The sequence below is a fragment of the Streptomyces sp. CA-243310 genome (assembly GCF_050936775.1).
Taxonomy (GTDB): Bacteria; Actinomycetota; Actinomycetes; order Streptomycetales; family Streptomycetaceae; genus Streptomyces.
Window position 1 is genome coordinate 1,569,595 of the sequence record NZ_JBNJMF010000002.1, and the last position, 19,740, is coordinate 1,589,334.

The window sequence follows — 19,740 nt, forward strand, 5'->3', positions numbered from 1 at the left end:
CAGTGGACCGCCCCTGCCCCTTGTCGGGGCGTGAACGGTTTTCGATCTTCGCGGCTTCGTCCTCGCTCGGCTCTGTCAGCCCTGCGGCAATCCCAGGGTCGAGCAGGTGGGCGAAGCCCTCAGTCAGGTCCGCACCCTACACCTGGTCATCCATGATCCAGAAGCGGGCGAAGACGGCTTGGTTGAGCTGTCGGCGGACATCAGGCGGTGCGCTGAGGTACAGCCGGTGCGCGTTGGCGCAGAGCAGCAGTGCCTCCTCGACCACCTTCATGACGGCCTCGATCTCAGTCGAGCACTGGTCGATCATCTGTTGTGCCTGGGCAAGCTCGCGGGTGATGCGCTCTTGCTCAGACTTCAGGTGTTCGAGCGAGATGGCGTCGGCGTAGCGCATCTCGATCAGCTTGAGCTGTTGGTTTTGCAGTGTCTTCCGGCGCTTCTCCTGTCTGTCGAGTTCGGCTCGGTTGCTGTGCTGGCGGCCGACGAGCGCGGCCATGACCTGCTCACGGATCGCGGTGATGCGGCTCTCGGACAACTGGATGCGAGACCAGTAGTCCGCAACAGCCACCTCGACGTCAGCGATCAGGATCGTTGACTGGGTGCAGTCCTCCTTCTTGGCTCGGCCCAGGCAGTAGAAGTACGGGTAGACCGTGCCCCAGCGGTTCTTGGCGTTCATGACGCCGAACCGACCACGGCAACGGCCGCAGAAGATCGAGCCCTTGAGGTAGTGCGGGTGCTTCTGGACCTTCTCCCGCGCCGCAGCGCGAGCGGTCCGGACGTCCTGCACCTGCTCGAAGGTAGCCGTGTCAATGAGCGCCGGATGCCGGCCGTCGTACTCGATGCCCTCGTAGCTGACGAAGCCGATGTAGTAGCGATTGACGAGCATCTTGTCGACGTGTTGGTAGCGCAGCGGACGTTCCGCGAGCTTCTTGGTGGCCGGGATGCGCAGCCCTCGCCGGTTGAGCTCGGCGGTGAGCTGGCGCATGGTCCAGTCCCCGGTGGCGTAGGCACTGAACATCCACTGGATGAGCGGCGCCCGCTCCGGATCGACAGCGACCGTGCGAATCTCGCGCCCGTCGATGCGTTCCCGGACGTTGCGGTAGCCGAGCGGTGCATGACCTGGAGTGCCGCCGGACTTGGCCTTCTGCCTCGTGCCCTTCTTGGGTTCGCTGGCCAGGTTCGCCGAGTAGAACTCGGCGATGCTCGCCATGATCCCGTGCAGGAGCTTGCCCGAGGGCGTCTCGTCGATGTTCTCCTTGGAGGAGACGAACTGTGCTCCGGCCTTACGGACGGCCATGTTGATCAGCACGTCGTCTTCACGGTTGCGGGCAAGCCGGTCAACCTTGTCCACGATCACGTAGCTGATGACGCCCAGCTCGCGGATGAAGCCGAGCATCGCTTGCAGTTCGGGACGATCGGCGGTCTTGGCGGACTCGGCCGCGTCTACGAACTCGGCCACGATGACCGCGCCGAGCTGTTCGGCCTTCTTCTTCTGTACCCACGCCGCGATTGCACCCTGGTCCGCCGCCTCGAGGCGGCCGGACTGGCCGACGATGAGCGGGGTTAGGACGCGCTGCGCGACGACTTCGAGGCGGCTCATCCAGCCGTGGTTGCAGTCGCCGCAGACGTCTCGGACTTTCTGGCGGAACGGCGGGCGCACGCCGAGTTCGCGCCCGATGCGGTTCAGCCAACCAGCGCCGTGCGGCACCGGATCAAGGTCAAGGCCGATCTTGCTCAGCCAGTCTCCAAGCACATGCTCGCCGGTAAGGGTATCGGCGGAGCCGCAGAAGACGCAGGTAGCGGGCATGGATCAGCCAGCCTGGGTTGTGCCCGACGCGACCCACGCCGGGGGTGATTGTATGGATGCGCGCAGGAACCGCTCGACGTCGAAGCGGTGCTCACGCAGCCGCCGCTCGGCCGTCTCCAGCTGCTCCTCGGTGAACAGCTCCCGGTACCACGGCAGCAGCACGAACGCCTCGACGCTCATCTCCAGTCGTCCGTGCTCCCAGAGGGTGGTGAAGCCGTCCGAGGCGTCCCGTCCGCGTAGCAACTGGCGGGCTGCTTCGGCGCCGCCCAAGTCGCCGACCATCTCTATGAAGCGGGTCGCGTTGTAGCTGATCTCCTGCTTGAGGCGTGCCACGCCGAGCACCATGGCGCGATGGAACTGCCGCTCCGCCTCGCTGGTCACAACGCTCCCCGGATGCTCTGGAGGAACTTCCCAGAGCCGTCGTCCAGCATCCAGAACGACCAGCCGTTGCGGTTAGGGCTGACACCAGGCTTGTAGTGCGCCACCACGGCGCGAGCGGCACCGGTCGGCGTCTTGAAGCTCTGCCCACCGAGCGGCCCCGACGTGATGTCGATGCGCGTCGTCCTCGGGTCGTAGCTGCCCTGCGTGCGGTGGCCCTCGTAGTCGGCGTAGACCGTCACGCCGCTCGCCGCCTCCGGTTGCTCCGAACCCTCCTTGGCCGAGGGTGCCGGCATGCTAGCTTCCGCCACCAGCCGTGCCACCACTTCGCCCGCCGTGCAGCCGCTGATACGGGCCGCGAACTCCAGCGACCGGTAGGTCTGTGGGTCCACTTCGATTGTCTCCGTCATGGGACTCCTCTCTCGAACGAGAGCGTAGCGACAAGAGAGGAGATGGAGCAAGTAAAAGGAGGGAACGGAGAAGGCTGGAGGTCGGGGGCCACCAGCCGCCAGGGATGTGCACCGCCGGTCTGGCTCCACGGCGCACCCAGGACGCCGGGTCGTGCGCCACCCTCGTGACTGTCAGTGGTGGTCCGTAGAATCTCCCCGTGAGCGATTCAGACAAGTCCCAGCTGACCGAGACGGAGATCCGTACCCGGTACATCACGCCTGCCCTGAGTACCGCCGGTTGGCCCCTGACGTCGCTCCGCGAGGAGTACTACTACTTCTCGGCTGGACGCATCCAGGTGGTCGGCAAGAAGGGTGTGCGCAAGAAGCCCAAGAAGGTCGACTATCTGCTGGAATGGCGTCCCAACCTCCCGATCGCCGTGGTCGAGGCCAAGGACAACAACCACGAGCCGGGCGACGGGATGCAGCAAGCGATCGAGTACGCCGAGCAGCTTGACGTACCCTCGGTCTTCACCAGCAACGGCGACTCCTTCGTGTGGCACGACCGCACTGGCAGCCGGCCCGATGTCGAAGTCGAGATCCCGCTGGAGCAGTTCCCCTCTCCTGAAGCCCTCTACCAGCTGTACAAACAGTGGAAGGGCATCGAGGACGCCGACGAGCCGGTGATCGCAGGTCAGTTCCATGACGACGGGTCGGGACGTCGGCCGCGCTACTACCAGCGGATCGCGGTCAATCGCACGATGGAAGCGATCGCCAAGGAGCAGAAGCGGCTGTTGCTCGTCATGGCCACGGGGACGGGTAAGACCTACACCGCCGCGCAGATCATCTGGCGCTTCATGGAGTCCTTCCGGGCGATCAACCCGGACAAGGGCCAGGCCCGCGTGCTGTTTCTGGCCGACCGCAACATCCTGATCGACCAGACCATGATGAACGACTTCGCCATGTTCAAGGGGCGCATGGCCAAGCTCAGCGCCTCGCGCGGCACCATCTCCAAGGTGGCGAACGCCGACGACCCGGACGGCGGGGGCAGCAAGGTCGTTGACAAGAGCTTCGAGCTGTACCTGTCGCTGTACCAGGCGGTGACCGGTACTGAGGAGATCGACAACGTCTACAAGCAGTTCTCGGAGGACTTCTTCGACCTGATCATCGTCGATGAGTGCCACCGTGGCAGCGCCCGCGAAGACAGCGTCTGGCGCGGCATCCTGGAGTACTTCGGCTCCGCCGTTCAGCTGGGCATGACGGCTACGCCGAAGGAAACCAAGACCGTCAGCAACAGCGACTACTTCGGTGACCCGCTCTACACCTATTCGCTGAAGCAGGGCATCGACGACGGCTTCCTGGCACCGTACAAGGTCATCCGCACGGCGCTGGACGTCGACACTTTCGGCTGGCGCCCTGAGGAGGGGCAGCGTGACGACGCTGGCAACCTGATCCCCGACCGGCATTACACAGGCGAGGACATCGATGATGAGATCGTCTTCCCGGAGCGCGACAAGCGGGTTGCCGAGCGGATCACCGAGTACCTGAAGAGCACGGATCGCTACGCCAAGGCGATCGTCTTCTGTCAGGACATCCCGCACGCCAACCGCATGCGCCGGATACTGGCCAACCTCAACGCCGATGAGGTCCGCAAGGACTCCCGCTACGTCATGCAGATCACCGGCGACGACCAGCAGGGCAAGCAGGAACTCGACAACTTCATCGACCCCGAGATGCCGTACCCCGTGATCGCCACGACATCCAAGCTCCTCGCGACCGGCGTCGATGCCCAGACCTGCAAGCTCATCGTGCTCAACAGCCGGGTCGAGAGCATGACCGACTTCAAGCAGATGATCGGCCGCGGTACCCGGGTACGGACGGACTACGACAAGTGGTTCTTCGTGATCATGGACTTCAAGAACGTCACCAAGCTGTTTGCCGACGAGGGCTTCGACGGCGACCCGGTCAAGGTCTACGAACTGCCGCCCGACGGCGATATGAGCGATGCCGTCGAAGAGCTGGACGACGTCGACGAGACCGCGGGCGAAGGCGAGGACGACGAAGGTCCGGAGCAGTGGGTCGAACGGCCGGGAGCGCGCAACGTCCGTCGCAAGCGGATCGTGGTAAGTGGCCAGGCCGTGACGATCATCGGCGAACAGGTGCAGATGCTCGGGACTGACGGCAAGCCGCTCACCTCCAGCCTCAAGGATTTCGTCCGCAGCGGCCTGCTCAAGCGGTACCCGACCGCGGATGCCTTCGTGAGCGCCTGGTCGGCTGCGGATCAGCGAGCAGCCCTGCTCGATGAGCTGGTGGACGCCGGCATGCCGCTGGAGGACCTGGTGGAACAGTCAGGCCTGGCGCTTGATCCATTCGACATGGCGCTCGATGTTGCCTATGAACGTCAGCCGATCGAGCGTCGGCAGCGGGCAGCAGCAGTCCACGCGAACGGCTACCTTGGCAAGTATCAGGGCCAGATGCGCTCCGTGTTGGAGGCGCTACTGGAAAAGTACGTCGAGTCCGGCGTGCGCTCGTTGGAGGACATCGGAGTGCTGCGGGTGGAGCCTTTCCGCTCGATGGGCGGCCCCATGGAGCTCATACGATCCTTCGGAACTCGCGAGACCTATTTCAAGGCCGTGCATGACCTTGAGCAGCAGTTGTACCAGGAGGCGCAGTGATTTCGTCCACGCTCATCAAGTCCATCCAAGACGTCATGCGGCAAGACCAGGGTGTGGACGGCGATGCGCAGCGCCTCAGCCAGCTCGTCTGGATGATCTTCCTCAAGATCCTGGACGACACCGAGCAGGAGCTGGAGCTGATGACCGACGGCTACGTGCCGGCGATCCCAGCGCAGTACCAGTGGCGGGCCTGGGCGGGCGACGAAGAAGGCCTCACCGGTGATGGCCTCAACGACTTCGTCAACAACGACCTCTTCCCGGCGCTGCGCAAGCTGAGTGGCGGCACCAACCCGCGCACCCTGATCGTGCGCGAGGCTTTCGAGGACTCGTACAACTACATGAAGAGCGGCACGCTGCTCCGCCAGGTGATCAACAAGATCAACTCGATTGACTTCACGGTGCGGGCCGACCAGCACCAGTTCAACGATCTCTACGAGAAGCTGCTGAAGGACCTTCAGGGCGCGGGCAATTCTGGTGAGTACTACACGCCGAGAGCGCTGACGCAGTTCATCGTGGAGATGGTGAATCCCCAGCTCGGCGAGACCGTGCTGGACCCGGCCTGCGGCACCGGCGGCTTCCTGGCCAACACCATCGACCATCTGCGGGGGCAAGTGAAGACGCCCGACGGCGAAGCGCTCCTGCAGGCCTCGTTGCGGGGTATCGAGAAGAAGCAGCTACCGCACCTGCTCTGTCTGACGAACATGATCTTGCACGGGATCGATGCGCCGACCGCTGTTCGCCGCGCCAACACCCTAACGCGACCGCTCCGGGACTACGGCCCGGCGGATCGCGTGGACGTGATCGTCACCAACCCGCCCTTCGGTGGCGTCGAGGAGCCTGGTGTTGAGCAGAACTTTCCGCAGAACGTCCGCACACGGGAGACCGCCGACCTGTTCCTGGTGCTAATCATGCGGCTGCTGAAGCCGGGAGGGCGCGCGGGCATCATCTTGCCTGACGGTTCCCTGTTCGGCGAGGGGGTGAAGACACGAATTAAGGAGCAGTTGCTCAATGAGTGCAACTTGCACACCATTGTGCGTCTGCCGTCCTCCGTTTTTGCGCCTTACACCAGCATCGCTACAAACCTATTGTTTTTTACGAAGGGCCAGGCGACACAGGAGACCTGGTTCTATGAGCACTCGCTGCCTGAGGGAGCGAAGGGCTATAACAAGACCAAGCCGATCCGCATCGAGGAGTTCGATAGCGAGAAGGCGTGGTGGTTTGATCGTGTTGAATCTGCCAACGCGTGGCGTGTTTCGGTCGAAGACATCAAGGCGCGCAACTACAATTTGGACGTTAAGAACCCGTCGGCTGTAGAGGCGAACAACGAGTCCGCTCTGGACCTGCTCACCGCCTACCAAGCAAAGCAATCTATGGTGCAGACGCTCATTAAGGAGCTTCGCGCCCTTCTGGAGGAGTCCCTCAATAATGACTGAGGCTCTCGCTGATCTGGCGGCAATGTCGGACAATCTCGAAGCCTTCATCGCCATGCCAGGTGGCATGAAGAGGCTGCGTCAGGTCATCTCCGATGCGGCCATCAGGGGTCTGCTGACCAAAAGGGACGGATCAGAGGGGACGGGGAGTGACTTTCTTACAGAAGTCACCGTGGCCCTTTTGGAGATGCCGTCGAAGGTCGCCATTTCTCGCCGTAAGCGAGAACGGCAGGCGGCTCGTAAAAAAGCTGCCAAGTTGCCGGAGCCCTTCCCCGTGCCAGAGCATTGGACCTGGGCTCCATTCGGCGAACTGGTCTTCAACCTGGACGGCGTGCGAGTTCCCTTGAGCGTTGCTGAGCGCGAGGGTCGACGCGGCCAATACGACTACTACGGCGCATCGGGGGTGATCGATTCGGTAGATGACTTTCTATTTGATGGCGACCTGCTCCTTGTCAGCGAAGATGGCGCTAACTTGGTGAACCGGTCGACTCCAATCGCTTTCGTAGCCACTGGGAAGTATTGGGTTAACAACCATGCCCACGTCGTGGACACAGTCCACCCCGAGACCATGGCGTACCTGGCTCTGTTTCTGAACAGTATCGATCTCAAGCCTTATGTCACCGGGACCGCCCAGCCGAAAATGAACCAGACTCGACTGAGCTCCATTCCGGTGCCAGTGCCGCCGCTGGGAGAACAACGCCGCATCGTCGACGCGGTCCACGAGCGGTTCGCCATCCTGGACCAATTGTTGGAGTCACAGGCCTCGGCTAATGCCGTACGAAATAAGCTCTCGTTGGTTGCGTTCGACGATATGGCGAAAGGGGACGCCGAATTTGCACTGTCCAATATGGACAGCCTTGTAACCAGTGTCGAGGACGTCAAGCGCCTCAAGACCGCCCTTCTTGATCTTGCTGTCCGGGGGCTCCTCGTCCGGCAAGACCCATCTGAGACGCCTGCCGCCGGCTTGGACACTTCCGGTGCCCCGGATCTGCCGTTTGGTCTTCCGGCAGGCTGGTGTGCTGCCACGGTCAAGCAGGTTCTAGAGCCTGATCGGGATATCTCGTATGGTGTGATCAAACTTGGTCCGGAGCCAACCACCGGAGGCGTGCCAACTCTCAGGTGCAGTGACGTCAAGTTTCGCAGGCTTGAACTTAGAACTGTGCGTCGCGTTGACCCTTCGATCGAGAAGGATTTCGTGCGTACTCGCCTGGTTGGCGGCGAGGTTGTGATCAACGTGCGAGGCACGTTGGGTGGGGTCGCCCGAATTCCTGAGAGCATCGCTGGCTACAATGTTGCCCGAGAAGTTGCTGTGGTTCCTGTCGGCGATCAGGTCGACCCCGACTTCCTAGTGTGCGTGTTTTCTTCTGGATACTTCTGGAAGCTCATTCAGGCGAACCTGCGAGGTATCGCCTACGTGGGTTTGAATCTAGGGACGCTTAGGCAGATGCCCATCCCGGTGCCACCCCTGGCTGAGCAACGCCGCATCGTGAAGGAATTGGACGAGCGCATGGTCCTGTGTGACGCGCTTGAGGCAATCCTGCCCAAGATTTCCATCCCCGGCTAGGGTCCAATACCGACGGCTGAAAGGCCGTTGCTGACTCGGCTGCGAAAAATAAGATTAGCGTATCGCGCGCCTGCTCGGATGGGTACATCAGTGTCGCCCCGACTCGACCACTCCAAGAGGAGGGCGAGCCGGGGCGGCTTGTCATCATCCTATGCGCTCAGATCAGCGCGACGATGTTGTTCAGTACTCCAACTGCTGGCACTGCTCTTTAGAGGCAGCCAGCAGTCGTCGTACGAGTGAAGCGAACTTTCCTTCCTCGATGCTCGGTTCCAACGTCATGGACTCGAACGCAATCCCATGCCGAATGGTCAACCACTCGTCACCACCCTCGACCTGATTGATGAAGCACAGGTCGCGGTAGTAGAACGCGGTGCCGATCGCCCAGTTGCCGTGCCCGATGTTCTGCTCCAGCTCCTCGACGCTGTAGCAGCCGGCGAAGCTGTTTCGGGTGAACGGCGGGTCGTCCGCGGAGCTGATCCACGGGTTCTCGATGCCGAGCTTGAACCACTGCTCGCGCAGTTCATCGGCCAACTCGGCGACGACTCGGATTTCCTGAGCGCCCTCTTGCGTCTCGACCTGCTGCAAGGCGTAGCGGTACGCCTCCGTCCAGTCGGTAAACACTTCCGGGTCGCTCGTCCACCGAGAGTCACCGCCAGTCCACAGCTGGACCCTGTAGCGCTCGCTGTTGAACAGCAGGTCGGTGAGGTCCTGCGGGGCCGAGGTGTCGTCACCGTGGCGATTCGGCGGACCGACGATGAGCGCCGGTCCCACGATCACGTCGTGATTCCGAAACGCGGAGTTGTGAACCCACACGAGCGTGGTTGCTCGGTGGTTGACGCGCATCCGGTTCAGCTTGCCGGACTCGTTGAGGTACATCCCGGCCGGCGGCCGTTCGAGACCGACGATCTGGAGGTTGCCTCCCACGATCTGCTGGTAGGCGTCGATGTCGCTTATTTCGAGCTGCTGGAGCCGGATCGGCTGACCCGGATCGACGGGTATGACGATGGCGGTAATCAAGATTGCCGCTCGCTTCTGGACCGTTGGGCTGTTGCCTGGTGGGCGGTCCGTTCCACACCAGGCCGCCGCCCGCGTTGAGTCGGGAAACGGTCTGATGTGCAGGTGATGTGTGGAGCGGAGGGCGGCCGGTTGGCCGCCACTCCGCTCCGGGTCAGCAGGGGCTTCCGTCCTTACTTGGAAGCCTCACGGCTGCGGCGCCGCGTTGACGTGGTGGTCTCGGCGGCGGTTTCGGCCGTCGGGTCTTCCGTCCCGAACAGGCCCTGGATTGCGCCGCGCCGGGCGGCTGCCTCGCGCTCGATCGCTTCGAGCGCGGCCTTGGCGCGGGCGGCGAAGTCGGGCTCCGCCTTCTTGGTGGTGACGTACAGCTCGACCGCGCGGATAGCGGCGTCTCCCAGGGAGATGCCGTCGAGCTGGGCGACGAGGGCGAACTGCGCGTGAAGGGCGTCGGGCACCTTGATGCCCAGGGTCTTCACGCTGCCGCCGTTGCGGGGTTCCGTGGTCACGGAAGCCTCCTCAGTGTTGGTGCGGCCGGCCATCTCTGAGCCGAGATGACGACGACGGCCGCATGACACCGGGGAGGTGTCAGGCTGCTTTCCGCGGTTGACGCTTCGTACGCTCGGCGCGAAGCCGGTCCTCGGCCATCTCGGCGTACTTGGGGTTCAGCTCGATGCCGATCCAGTCGCGGCCGTGCTTCTCGGCGGCCAGCGCGGTCGTACCAGTCCCCATGAACGGGTCGAGTACGACACCCGGCACGCCGTCAACGCCACACAGGCAGGTTGGCTCCAACGCACCGACAGCCAGTAGACGGCCGTCCCGGCGTTCCAGGGCGCGGTGCCACGGCTCGCCGCACTTCGGGCAGACCCGCTCTGGCGTGGTCGCCAGGAGTGGACGCTCCACCAGGCTCATTGGGAAGGCGGCGAAGTGGCCGCCTCGGAAGCCTGCGGTCGGCAACGTCCAGACGTCGCCAGGGTTCTTGCCGAGCGGATGCCCTGACAGGCCGGAGGTCTTCAGGCGGGAAAGCCCGCGGTTGTCGTTGAGCGTCCAGCCCTTGCGGTTCACCGCCCCGATGCCAGCAGGCGGATAGCTGCTCGGTGCGGTGCTGGGGTTCTGGCGCTTGCCGGTGACGAGCGGACGCCTGATCGGGTCGAGATCGAAGTAGTAGCGCGGCGAACGAGTGAAGAAGTAGATCAACTCGTGCGTCGTCGTCAGCCGATCGGTGACCGACGAGGGCATGGGGTTGGTCTTGGCCCAGATAACCTCGTTGCGGAGCGTCCATCCGTCACGGACCAGGGCTAACGCCACCCGCGCAGGGCCAAGGAGTAGGCTCTTTGGCGCGGCACCCTCGGCGGGGCGGCGGGAGTAACTGTCACCGAGGTTCAACCAGAGCGAACCGTGTGGACGCAGGACGCGGGCCAGATCACGGGCGACGAGTCGAAGGCCGTTCACCCAGCCGTCTATGTCCGATTCGGCTCCGCGCTGCTGCTCATGGCCGTAGTCACGGACGCCGTAGTACGGCGGGCTGGTGATGATGGTGTCCACGGACGCGGCTGGTAGGTCGACCAGACGCTCGCGGACATCCCCAATGAGGATCGTGTTGCGAGGGAGATTCGTAGCGTCCGCTGACTGCGGGCCGCTTTGAAGATCACCTCCTAGCTGTGTAGGTGGTTGCATGGGTGTGTTCTCTGTTTAGTTGTTGAGGGGTGCCGCGACGCCCAGGTGAGGACGCCGGGGCGTGGCCGGGCCGCGTGGCCCTGGCCGTAGTTGCCGATCCCGTGGCCGCAGCCACGGACTCCGCTCTAGCCTTGAGTTGCGTGTTCGCGGACGTACCTGGCGAGAACAGGGTTCAAGTTGAGTCCCCTCTGGGACACCAGCAGGAACCCCACTTCGTGTGGGGTTCTTTGCGTTTTCGGGCCGTGGCGTGACCGACCACGTGTCCAGGGGCCCGGAGATTCTCCAGGGCGGCCCGCGCGTCGGGCCCACGGTGCCGGCCGCGGGCCCGGCCGCGGGCCCGGCCGCGGGATCACGTGGACCACGGCAGGGCCCGAAAGGGACGACCTAGTTGTATTGCCCTGTGAGGTTGGGGACGCGGCTGGCGGGTGGTTTGCCTGCGAGTGCGGTGTGTCCGCGGTGGTGATTGTAGGTGTGTAGCCACTGGGGGAAGGCGTCGCGTCGTTCCTGCTCGGAGCGGTAGGGGCGGGCGTAGGCCCACTCGTCGAGCAGGGTCCGGTTCAGTCGTTCGACCTTGCCGTTGGTCTGGGGCCGGTAGGGCCGGGTTCGCTTGTGGGTGATCCCGGCCGCTGCCAGCACATCGCGCCAGGCGTGGGACTTGTAGCAGGAACCGTTGTCGGTCAGCACGCGCTCGACGGTGATCCCGGCGCCGGCGTAGTAGGCCTGGGCGCGCTGCCAGAAGGCGGTGGCGGTTTCCTTCTTCTCGTCGGCGTGGATCTCGCTGTAGGCGAGGCGGGAGTGGTCATCGACGGCGGTGTGGATGTACTGGTAGCCGACGCCGGACCTGTTCTTGCGGCCCACCGGCCGGCCGAGGGCTTTGTGGCCGCCGCCGTCTGGGATGTTGCCGAGCTTTTTGATGTCGACGTGGACCAGTTCGCCCGGGCGTTCGCGTTCGTAGCGGCGTATGACGCGGCCGGTGGTCCGGTCCAGGTGCGTCAGTCGGGCGATCCGGTAGCGGGTCAGGACGCGGTGGACGGTGGAGGGGACCAGCCGCAGGTGGTGGGCGATGCGGGCGGGTCCCCACCGGCGCAGGAGACGGATCTTGATGATCCGGCGTTCCGTGCGGGTGGGTGTCCGCTTCGGGCTGTGGTGCGGGCGCGAGGAGTGGTCGGCCATCCCGGCCTCGCCCTGTCGGCGGTAGCGGGCGGCCCACCGCTGGGCGGTGGTGGGTGATACCTGGAAGCGTTCGGCCGCCCGGCGTAGCGGCCAGCCGTCCTCGACGACGCAGCGGGCAAGGCGCAGGCGTCCGGTCTCGGTCAGGGGTGCATTACGGTGGGACACGAGGGCCTTTCGGTCGGTGTAGACGTCGCAATCCACACCGAACCCGGAAGGCCCTCACCCGTTCAAGATGCCCCAGCCGAGACCTGCATCACCCATCCACAACCTCCCGGGGCAATACACCTAGTCCCCGCGCGGTCGCCGGGTCCTTCGACGGCGCTTGGCAGGGTGGTCCGAGTCGTCCTCGGCCGTGGGCAGGGCGGCATCGCTGTCCGCGTGGTCGTTCACCCAACCGCAGAGCGGGCAGGCGTACCGACCGTTGAGCCCCGCGATCAAGGTCCCGCACCTGCGGCACTCGGTCTCCGTGATCTCCAGCGCGGACAAGGGGGGTTGCTCGTCCCGCGGAGGGGGCGCCGGTAGCCATCGCGTCATGGGAGCACGCTACCGCCGTGGTGTCCGGCGCGGTCGCCCGCGTTCCGGTCAGGGGCGGCCGGCCACGTGCAGGGGGCGGGAGGCGCCGAGACCGGCGGCGATCTGCGGGACCAGCAGGACCAGGAGCAGGATCAGCGGGAGCGTCCAGGTGTGGGAGGCGTCGTGGATCGCGCCGAGGACGGCCGGACCGGTGGCGGCCAGGGTGTAGCCGAGGCACTGGGCCATGCTGGAGAGCTGGGCCGTGTGCCGGGCGTCGGGCGCGCGGTGCAGGATGAACAGGAGCGCGAGGCTGATCGCGACGCCCTGGCCGAGGCCGAGCAGGACCATCCAGAGGTACGCGCCGGCGATCGGGGCGACGAGGAGCCCGGTGAAGCCGAGGGCGCACAGGACGGCGCCGAGGACGGCGAGGGTTCCCGTACCGATCCTGCGGCCGGCGACGACCGGCGCGAGGAAGGAACCCGCGATGCCGAGCAGCGAGGAGAAGGAGAGCATCCATCCGGCGTTGGCGGGGCTCGTCCCGGCGTCCGTGAGCAGGGTGGGCAGCCAGGCGGCGGCCGCGTAGTAGCCGAGGGACTGCAGCCCCATGTAGGCGGTGACCTGCCAGGCGAGCGGGGAGCGCCACAGGCCGCGTACCGGGTGGGCCGCGGCGCGGGCGGTGGCCGCCGCGGTCCGGGTGCGGGCCCGGGTCTGTGGGAGCCAGACGAGGAGCGCGACCAGGGCGAGCGCGCCCCAGCAGGCGAGGGTGGTCCGCCAGCTCATGTCTCCGGCCTGGCGGACGGGCAGGGTGATGCCGGCGGCGAGGGCGGCGCCGCCGAAGAGGGACATGGAGTACAGGCCGGTCATCAGGCCGGTGCGGGTGGGGAAGTCGCGCTTGATCAGTCCGGGGAGCAGGACGTTGGCGACGGCTATGCCCGCGCCGATGACGAGCGTCCCGGCGAACAGGGCGAGCACGCTGTCGAGCATGCGCAGGGCCGTGCCCGCGCAGACCAGGGCCATGGTGGCGAGGAGGGCTCGTTCCGTGCCGAGGAGGCGGCCGATCCGGGGGGCGAGGGGCGCGAGCAGGCCGAAGCAGAGCAACGGGAGCGCGGTGAGCAGGCTGACCGAGGCGGCCGACATCCCGCTGTCCACCCGGATGGTGTCGGCGAGGGGTGAGACGGCGACCAGTGCGGGGCGCAGGTTGAGCGCCAGCAGGACGACCCCCGCGGCGAGGAGGAGGGCCCTGCGGCCCGCGGTGCCCGGCGGGGGCACGGGGACGGGCGGCGGTGGGGGTGCGGGGATCGCGGGTCGGCCGGCGCGGGTGGCGGCGCTGTTACTCACGTGGTGCTCCTGAAGTGTGCTGCGTGTGCGGCCGCGCGTCCGGCCGGCGCCCGGTCAGGGCGGCCACGCCTTCGGCGAGGTGGGTGGTGACCGCCGCTTCCGCGGCGTCGGGGTCCCGGGCTTCGATGGCGTCGGCGATCGCCTGGTGCGCATCGAGCTGGTGGCGTACGGAATCGGGGACCGGGGCGTTGACGACGGAGTGGACGCCGGCCCGCAGCGCGCTCGCGAAGTGTTCGTAGAGGTCGGTCAGCACGCTGTTGTGGGCGGCGGCGACGACGGCGCGGTGGAAGGCGAGGTCGGCGTCGACGAAGGCGTCCGTGTCGCCGCTCTCCCAGCCCCGGGTGCGCTCCGCCATGGCCTCGCGCAGGGCGGCGACGTCCTCGGGGGTGCGGCGGAGCGCGGCGTGGCGGACGGCGTCCCTCTCCAGTGCGGAGCGGACCTCGTAGACCTCCAGTTCCCCGGAGCGGCGCAGGCGGCGCTGGACTGCGGCTCCGAAGTCGCTGCTGGCGCGGACGTAGGTGCCGTCGCCGCGCAGGGGTTCGAGGAGTCCGGTGTGGACGAGGGCGCGAACGGCCTCGCGGACGGTGTTGCGGCCGACGCCGAGCTGTTCGATCAGTACGGGCTCGGCGGGGATCCGGGTCCCGACCGGCCACTCGCCGTCGGCGATCAGGGTCTCCAGTTGGGTGATGACCTGGTCGACGAGGGTGGCGCGGGGGGTGCTGCGCAGCGGCATGGTCCGGTCCTCTCGATTCCGTCGCTTGGAACATGGGAACATCCCATGTTTGAGGAAGCAAGTCGCCGCCGCTCCCCCGGAAAGCGCGCGGGCCCCCCGCGCCGGGTCGGAACTCCGGTGCGGGGGGCCGCGCGGGCGGGTCGGGCGGGTCAGCGGCGGGCGGCGGCGATCTCCGCCACGCGGCGGCGGACCAGGAACCAGCCGCCGACCAGGGCCGCGCCGATGACGGGCACGAACATGACCGTGGTGCGACCCACGCCGCCGTCGGACCACATCAGGACGAGGACGGTGACGAGGAAGACCAGGGTGACGATCTGGGTGTACGGGGCCCAGGGCAGTCGGTAGGCGGGGCGCTCGACGCGTCCCTGCCGGGCGCGGCGCCAGAAGTGCAGGGAGCAGAGCATGACCATGGCCCAGGTGCCCAGGATGCCGAGCGAGGCGAAGTTCAGGACGATCTCGAAGGCGTCCTTGGGCATGAAGTAGTTCAGGCCGACGCCCGCGACGCCGAAGGCCGCGGTGAACAGGACGCCGCCGTAGGGGACCTTGCCCTTGTTCATGACGCCGGTGAACTTGGGTGCGGAGCCGGACATCGCCATCGAGCGCAGGATCCGGCCGGTGGAGTAGAGGCCGGAGTTCAGGCTGGACAGGGCGGCGGTCAGCACGACCAGGTTCATGATGCCCGCGGCGCCCGGGATGCCGAGCTTGTCGAAGACCGTGACGAAGGGGCTCTGGCCCTCGGAGTACGAGGTGTAGGGGAGCAGCAGGGCGAGCAGGACGACCGAGCCGACGTAGAAGATGCCCACGCGCCACATGATGGAGTTGATCGCCTTCGGCATGATCTTCTCGGGGTTCTCGGTCTCGCCGGCGGCGACGCCGCACAGCTCGACGGAGGCGTACGCGAAGACGACGCCCTGGATCACCAGGAGCATCGGGAGCATGCCGACGGGGAACAGGCCGCCGTTGTCGGTGATGGAGGACAGGCCGGGGGTGTGGCCGTCGATCTCGTGGCTGGTGGCGACGAGGTAGATGCCGACGAGCAGGAAGATCGTCAGGGCGGCGACCTTGACCAGGGAGAACCAGAACTCCATCTCGCCGAAGTACTTCACCGAGATCAGGTTCGCGGTGAGGACGACGGCGAGGGCGACGAAGGCGAGGACCCACTGGGGGACGTCGGTGAACATCGCCCAGAAGTGCGCGTAGGTCGCGGCGGCGGTGATGTCGGCGACGGTGGTCGTCGACCAGTTGAGGAAGTAGAGCCAGCCCGCGGTGTAGGCGCCCTTCTCCCCCATGAACTCGCGCGCGTACGAGACGAAGGCACCGGAGGAGGGGCGGTACAGGACGAGCTCACCGAGGGCGCGCACCACGAAGAAGGCGAAGACGCCGCACACCGCGTAGGCGATGGCCAGGGAGGGCCCGGCGCCGGCCAGCCGGCCACCCGCACCGAGGAACAGGCCGGTGCCTATCGCCCCGCCGATGGCGATCATGTTGATGTGGCGGGACTTGAGGTCCTTGCTGTAGCCCTCGTCACCGGCGTCGACATGCGGGGAGGGCGCGGCGGCGGGAGCCTCGGCCAAGGTGCGGTCACTCATGTACTGACTTCGCCTTCGTGGGTGGGACAGGCAGGTCAGAACCGCCGCGCGGGGACGTTCTGTGGTGTCGCCGGCGCCGCGGTCCGTGTGTGGTCGCCCCAGGAGACCATGAGGCTCCGCTACCCGCCAAAACCCGGTCCATGTGCGCAGAAGCCCCCGACGACCTTGGAAAGGGGTGTCGGGGGCTCCTTTGGAGCTCGAATGCGTGGCGGTGAGATCAGTCCCCGGGGGTGGGGTCCGCAGCCTGGTCGAGCCGGAACGCCTCGTTGCCGAGACCGATCCGGGCGTGCGCGTCGGGGCGGCGGGACCTGAGCGCCAGCCCGTGCACGAGGCCGCCCGCGGCGGCCAGTCCGATGATGCCGGGCAGCGCCCAGTTGAGCACCGAACCGTCCTCGGCGCCGACGAGGACACCGAAGTCCTTGACGGTGTAGACGGCGATGAACAGGAGCGCCAGACCGGCCGCGCCGGCAGCCACGAGCCGCCAGACCTGGGCGCCTGCGGTGCCGCGGCGGACGAAGAAGGCGATCACGGCGAAGGAGGCCGTGGCCATGAGGAGCGTCACACCGAGGGCGCCCACGCTGCCCATCCAGGTGAACAGGTGCAGCACGGGGGCCGTGGGGTCGCCGGCCGGTCCGTCGTCGGTGACGGCGAAGGCGATGACCACGACCGCGGCGATGGCGGTCTGCAGCAGCGAGCCGGTGCCGGGGGCGCCGGTGCCGGCGTTGGTACGGCCGAAGGCGGCCGGAAGGAGGCCCTCGCGGCCCATGGCGAAGGCGTAGCGGGCGACCACGTTGTGGAAGCTGAGCATCGCCGCGAACATCCCGGTGACGAAGAGGACGTGCAGGACGTCGGTGAAGCCGGCGCCCAGGCGGCTCTCGGTGAGCTCGAAGAGCAGGCCGGGGCCGGCGTCGGCGGCGGTCCTGACGACGCCGGCGGGACCGGTGGCGACGGTGAGCGCCCAGGCGCTGAACGCGAAGAACAGCGCGACGAACCCGACGGCGAGGAACATCACCCGGGAGACGACGATGTGCGGCTTGCTGGTCTCCTCGGCGTAGACCGGGGACTGCTCGAAGCCGACGAAGGCGGCGATGCAGAAGCAGAGGGCGGTGCCGAGGCCGGCGCCCGTGAGGGTCTCGGGGTCGAAGGCGTGCAGCGAGAGGCCTTCGGGGCCGGGCTTGCCGAGGGCGGCGACGTCGAAGACGACGACGAGCGCGCATTCGATGAGGAGCAGGACGCCGAGCACCTTGGCGTTGAGGTCGATCTTGAGCCAGCCGAGCGCGCCGGTGGCCGCGACCGCGATCAGGGCCGGTATCCACCAGGCGAGTTCGATGTCGAGGTAGGTGGCGAAGAGGCCGGAGATCTCGAAGCCGAGGATGCCGAAGACGCCGACCTGCATGGCGCTGTAGGCGATGAGGGCGACGAAGGAGGCGGAGGCGCCGGCGGTGGGGCCGAGGCCGCGCGCGATGTAGGCGTAGAAGGCGCCGGCGTTGTGGACGTGCCGGCTCATCTCGGCGTAGCCGATGCTGAACAGCGCGAGGACCGCGCCGAGCACGACGAACAGCAGCGGCTGGCCGACGATGCCCATGACGCCGAAGATCGTGGGCATGACGCCGGCGACCACCATCAGGGGGGCGCTGGCGGCGAGTACGGAGAGCAGCAGGCCGGCGGTGCCGAGGCGGCCGGCGCGCAGGGCCCGGTCCTGGCCCTTGTACGTGCGTATCTCGGCGGGGTCGGTGAGCGTGGCGGATCTGCCCGTCGCCATGGCGGCGTCCTTTCGGGGAGGGGACTGGGGTCGTGCTGCTAAGCGGTGCCCAGCGCCGCACTGCGCGCGGCGAGGAACGCCTTGTGCGGATCGAGGTCCGGATACGACCAGGGCGCGGGGGTCGCGTGGCGGCCGATCCGGTGGAAGAGGGCGGCGGCCTCGGCGGAGCGCCCCTCGGAGAGCTTGGCGTGGGCGAGGAAGTTGAGGTCCACCCGATTGCGGGGGTGGTCGTCCCGCTCCCATTCGAGCCACCAGTCGAAGGCGGAGCGCAGGACCTGGCGGGCGCGGCGGCCGGACCAGTGGGTGACGGCCCCGTCGGGTCCGCCGTGGGCGGCGAGCACCCGGTAGCGCTCCGCGTGGGCGATGACGGGGAGCACGGCGAGCGGGGAGTCGGCCGGGGACTCCTCGGCCGCCCAGGCGGCGAAGTCGTACACCTCGTGGAGCGGGTCGGAGCCGCCGCCGGGCGTGCGCTCGGCGAGCTTGGCGACCATCAGGTGGTGGGCGTGGTGGTGCTCCAGGTGGCGGGCCCGGACCTGGTCGAAGTGGCGGCTGAACTCCTCGTCGGTGCCGAAGGCCCGGGTGAGCAGGAGCAGCCCGAGCCAGGGGGTCGGGTCGGCGGGGAGCAGTGAGGCCGCGCGTCGGCAGGCCTCCTCCGCCGCCTCGGGTGTCCCTTTGTGGCGCAGGGCGGTGAAGACGGTGGCGCAGGCGAGGAGCGTGGCCGCGTCCGCGCTGTCGGGTTCGGCGAGCAGCCATTCGCGGGCCCAGGCGGTGGCCGTCGGCGTCTCGGCGAGGACGACGACGCGGTGGCCCCGGCGGTCCCAGTCGTCGGCGGTGTCGACGAGGAGGGTGCGCACCTTGGCCCACCGGCCCTGGCCGAACTGGCCGCGGACTTCGACGAGTTCCGTGTCACAGAGGGCGGGGTCGAAGAGTTGGGCGTCCCGTTTGCGGGCGCGGCCGAGGGGTGGCGGAGGGGACATCCGCGGGTTCCCTCCAGGACACGGGAGCGGGTGGGTGGGGGGATCGAACCGGTGTGTTGCCGGATGATCACGCACAGCAAAGCGGTACGCACAGCTCCGCGTCAAGGTCCGGGCCGGCGGGTGGCGGGTTTCAACTGGTTTGACGGTGGCTGGAGTTGAAGGGTCGGTCCCGGTTCGGGGTCGAGGGTGCCGCGCATAGGGTGGGACGCATGACGACGTACGACGATCTCCCTCCCTGCCTCCTGGGTTTCCCGGGGCCGCTGCGGGACAGCCTGGTGGCCGCGGTCCTCAGCGGGGCGAAGACCACGACCACCGGGCTGCTGCCCCAGTACGAGGCCGAAGGGGAACCCTTGCCGGCGCCGGGTGACCGCTCGGTGTTGGTGGATTCGCTGGAGCGCCCGGTCGCGCTGGTGGAGGTGACCGAGGTGCGGGTGGTGGCGCTCGCCGAGGTGGACCTGGGACACGCGCTGGACGAGGGCGAGGGGTACGCGTCGGTGGCCGAATGGCGTTCCTCGCACGAGCGGTTCTGGCACGGCGCGCCGATCCGGGAGGCGATCGGCGACCCGGGGTTCACGGTGGACGACGACACCCGGGTGGTGCTGGAGCGTTTCCGGGTGCTGGAGTTGTTGCCGACGGCCTAGGGCTGCGCCTCCACGCCTTCCCGGGTCCCTGCCGCCCCGGGGCCGTCGGGGGTTCCTATCGCCCCGGGGCCGTCGGGCGGGTCGGCCGG

17 protein-coding genes are annotated in these 19,740 nt (G+C 67.1%); 4 read left to right on the plus strand and 13 right to left on the minus strand.

The window, feature by feature from the left end; translation table 11 throughout:
* Positions 1-136 precede the first annotated feature (136 nt).
* Genes ACQEVM_RS24700 through ACQEVM_RS24710 form a run of 3 tightly spaced genes read right to left on the minus strand, consistent with a single transcriptional unit; the run spans position 137 to position 2,592 of the window.
* The gene (locus ACQEVM_RS24700) at positions 137-1,804 is read right to left on the minus strand and encodes a recombinase family protein (RefSeq protein ID WP_433082482.1); all 1,668 of its coding nucleotides are present in this window, start codon (positions 1,802-1,804) and stop codon (positions 137-139) included.
* 3 nt (positions 1,805-1,807) lie between these two features.
* Positions 1,808-2,185, minus strand: a complete 378-nt coding sequence (locus ACQEVM_RS24705) for a hypothetical protein (RefSeq protein WP_433082484.1) — start codon at positions 2,183-2,185, stop codon at positions 1,808-1,810.
* Complete coding sequence (locus ACQEVM_RS24710; protein WP_433082486.1) at positions 2,182-2,592, minus strand: hypothetical protein; 411 nt, start codon at positions 2,590-2,592, stop codon at positions 2,182-2,184. Before ACQEVM_RS24710 ends, ACQEVM_RS24705 begins: the two co-directional genes overlap by 4 nt.
* A gap of 197 nt (positions 2,593-2,789) precedes the next feature.
* On the opposite strand from ACQEVM_RS24710, the gene hsdR reads away from it, so the two are divergent.
* Genes hsdR through ACQEVM_RS24725 form a run of 3 tightly spaced genes read left to right on the plus strand, consistent with a single transcriptional unit; the run spans position 2,790 to position 8,237 of the window.
* Entirely contained in the window at positions 2,790-5,243 is a 2,454-nt protein-coding gene (hsdR, locus tag ACQEVM_RS24715; RefSeq protein ID WP_433082488.1) for an EcoAI/FtnUII family type I restriction enzme subunit R, read from the plus strand.
* On the plus strand, positions 5,240-6,676 hold the full coding sequence (locus ACQEVM_RS24720) for an N-6 DNA methylase (protein ID WP_433082490.1): 1,437 nt from the start codon (positions 5,240-5,242) through the stop codon (positions 6,674-6,676). Before hsdR ends, ACQEVM_RS24720 begins: the two co-directional genes overlap by 4 nt.
* Entirely contained in the window at positions 6,669-8,237 is a 1,569-nt protein-coding gene (locus ACQEVM_RS24725; RefSeq protein ID WP_433082492.1) for a restriction endonuclease subunit S, read from the plus strand. The genes ACQEVM_RS24720 and ACQEVM_RS24725 overlap by 8 nt, the downstream gene beginning before the upstream one ends.
* Before the next feature lie 180 nt (positions 8,238-8,417).
* On the opposite strand, the gene ACQEVM_RS24730 is transcribed toward ACQEVM_RS24725, so the two are convergent.
* The 10 genes from ACQEVM_RS24730 to ACQEVM_RS24775 all read right to left on the minus strand — a co-directional run bounded on the left by ACQEVM_RS24730 (position 8,418) and on the right by ACQEVM_RS24775 (position 19,010).
* Positions 8,418-9,254, minus strand: a complete 837-nt coding sequence (locus ACQEVM_RS24730) for a DUF3846 domain-containing protein (RefSeq protein ID WP_433082494.1) — start codon at positions 9,252-9,254, stop codon at positions 8,418-8,420.
* A gap of 170 nt (positions 9,255-9,424) precedes the next feature.
* Positions 9,425-9,757: a hypothetical protein gene (locus ACQEVM_RS24735; protein ID WP_433082496.1), complete on the minus strand. Its 333-nt coding sequence runs from the start codon at positions 9,755-9,757 to the stop codon at positions 9,425-9,427.
* 79 nt (positions 9,758-9,836) lie between these two features.
* Positions 9,837-10,793, minus strand: coding sequence for a DNA-methyltransferase (locus ACQEVM_RS24740; RefSeq protein WP_433082498.1), 957 nt, complete (start codon positions 10,791-10,793; stop codon positions 9,837-9,839).
* Between the two features lie 516 nt (positions 10,794-11,309).
* The gene (locus ACQEVM_RS24745) at positions 11,310-12,263 is read right to left on the minus strand and encodes an IS481 family transposase (RefSeq protein ID WP_433082500.1); all 954 of its coding nucleotides are present in this window, start codon (positions 12,261-12,263) and stop codon (positions 11,310-11,312) included.
* Positions 12,264-12,383: 120 nt separating this feature from the next.
* Positions 12,384-12,632 (minus strand): hypothetical protein, encoded by a 249-nt coding sequence (locus ACQEVM_RS24750; protein ID WP_433082502.1) that lies wholly within the window; start codon positions 12,630-12,632, stop codon positions 12,384-12,386.
* A 48-nt stretch (positions 12,633-12,680) separates the two neighbouring features.
* Positions 12,681-13,949, minus strand: a complete 1,269-nt coding sequence (locus tag ACQEVM_RS24755) for a CynX/NimT family MFS transporter (RefSeq protein WP_433082504.1) — start codon at positions 13,947-13,949, stop codon at positions 12,681-12,683.
* The gene (locus ACQEVM_RS24760) at positions 13,942-14,682 is read right to left on the minus strand and encodes a FadR/GntR family transcriptional regulator (protein ID WP_433082506.1); all 741 of its coding nucleotides are present in this window, start codon (positions 14,680-14,682) and stop codon (positions 13,942-13,944) included. Before ACQEVM_RS24760 ends, ACQEVM_RS24755 begins: the two co-directional genes overlap by 8 nt.
* Before the next feature lie 149 nt (positions 14,683-14,831).
* A complete protein-coding gene (locus tag ACQEVM_RS24765) occupies positions 14,832-16,271 on the minus strand; it encodes an amino acid permease (RefSeq protein ID WP_433082508.1) in 1,440 nt (479 codons plus the stop codon).
* Positions 16,272-16,488: 217 nt separating this feature from the next.
* Positions 16,489-18,033, minus strand: coding sequence for an APC family permease (locus tag ACQEVM_RS24770; protein WP_433082510.1), 1,545 nt, complete (start codon positions 18,031-18,033; stop codon positions 16,489-16,491).
* Positions 18,034-18,071: 38 nt separating this feature from the next.
* Entirely contained in the window at positions 18,072-19,010 is a 939-nt protein-coding gene (locus tag ACQEVM_RS24775; protein ID WP_433082512.1) for a hypothetical protein, read from the minus strand.
* Between the two features lie 209 nt (positions 19,011-19,219).
* On the opposite strand from ACQEVM_RS24775, the gene ACQEVM_RS24780 reads away from it, so the two are divergent.
* The gene (locus tag ACQEVM_RS24780) at positions 19,220-19,651 is read left to right on the plus strand and encodes an ASCH domain-containing protein (RefSeq protein WP_433082514.1); all 432 of its coding nucleotides are present in this window, start codon (positions 19,220-19,222) and stop codon (positions 19,649-19,651) included.
* The last annotated feature ends 89 nt before the right edge of the window (positions 19,652-19,740 follow it).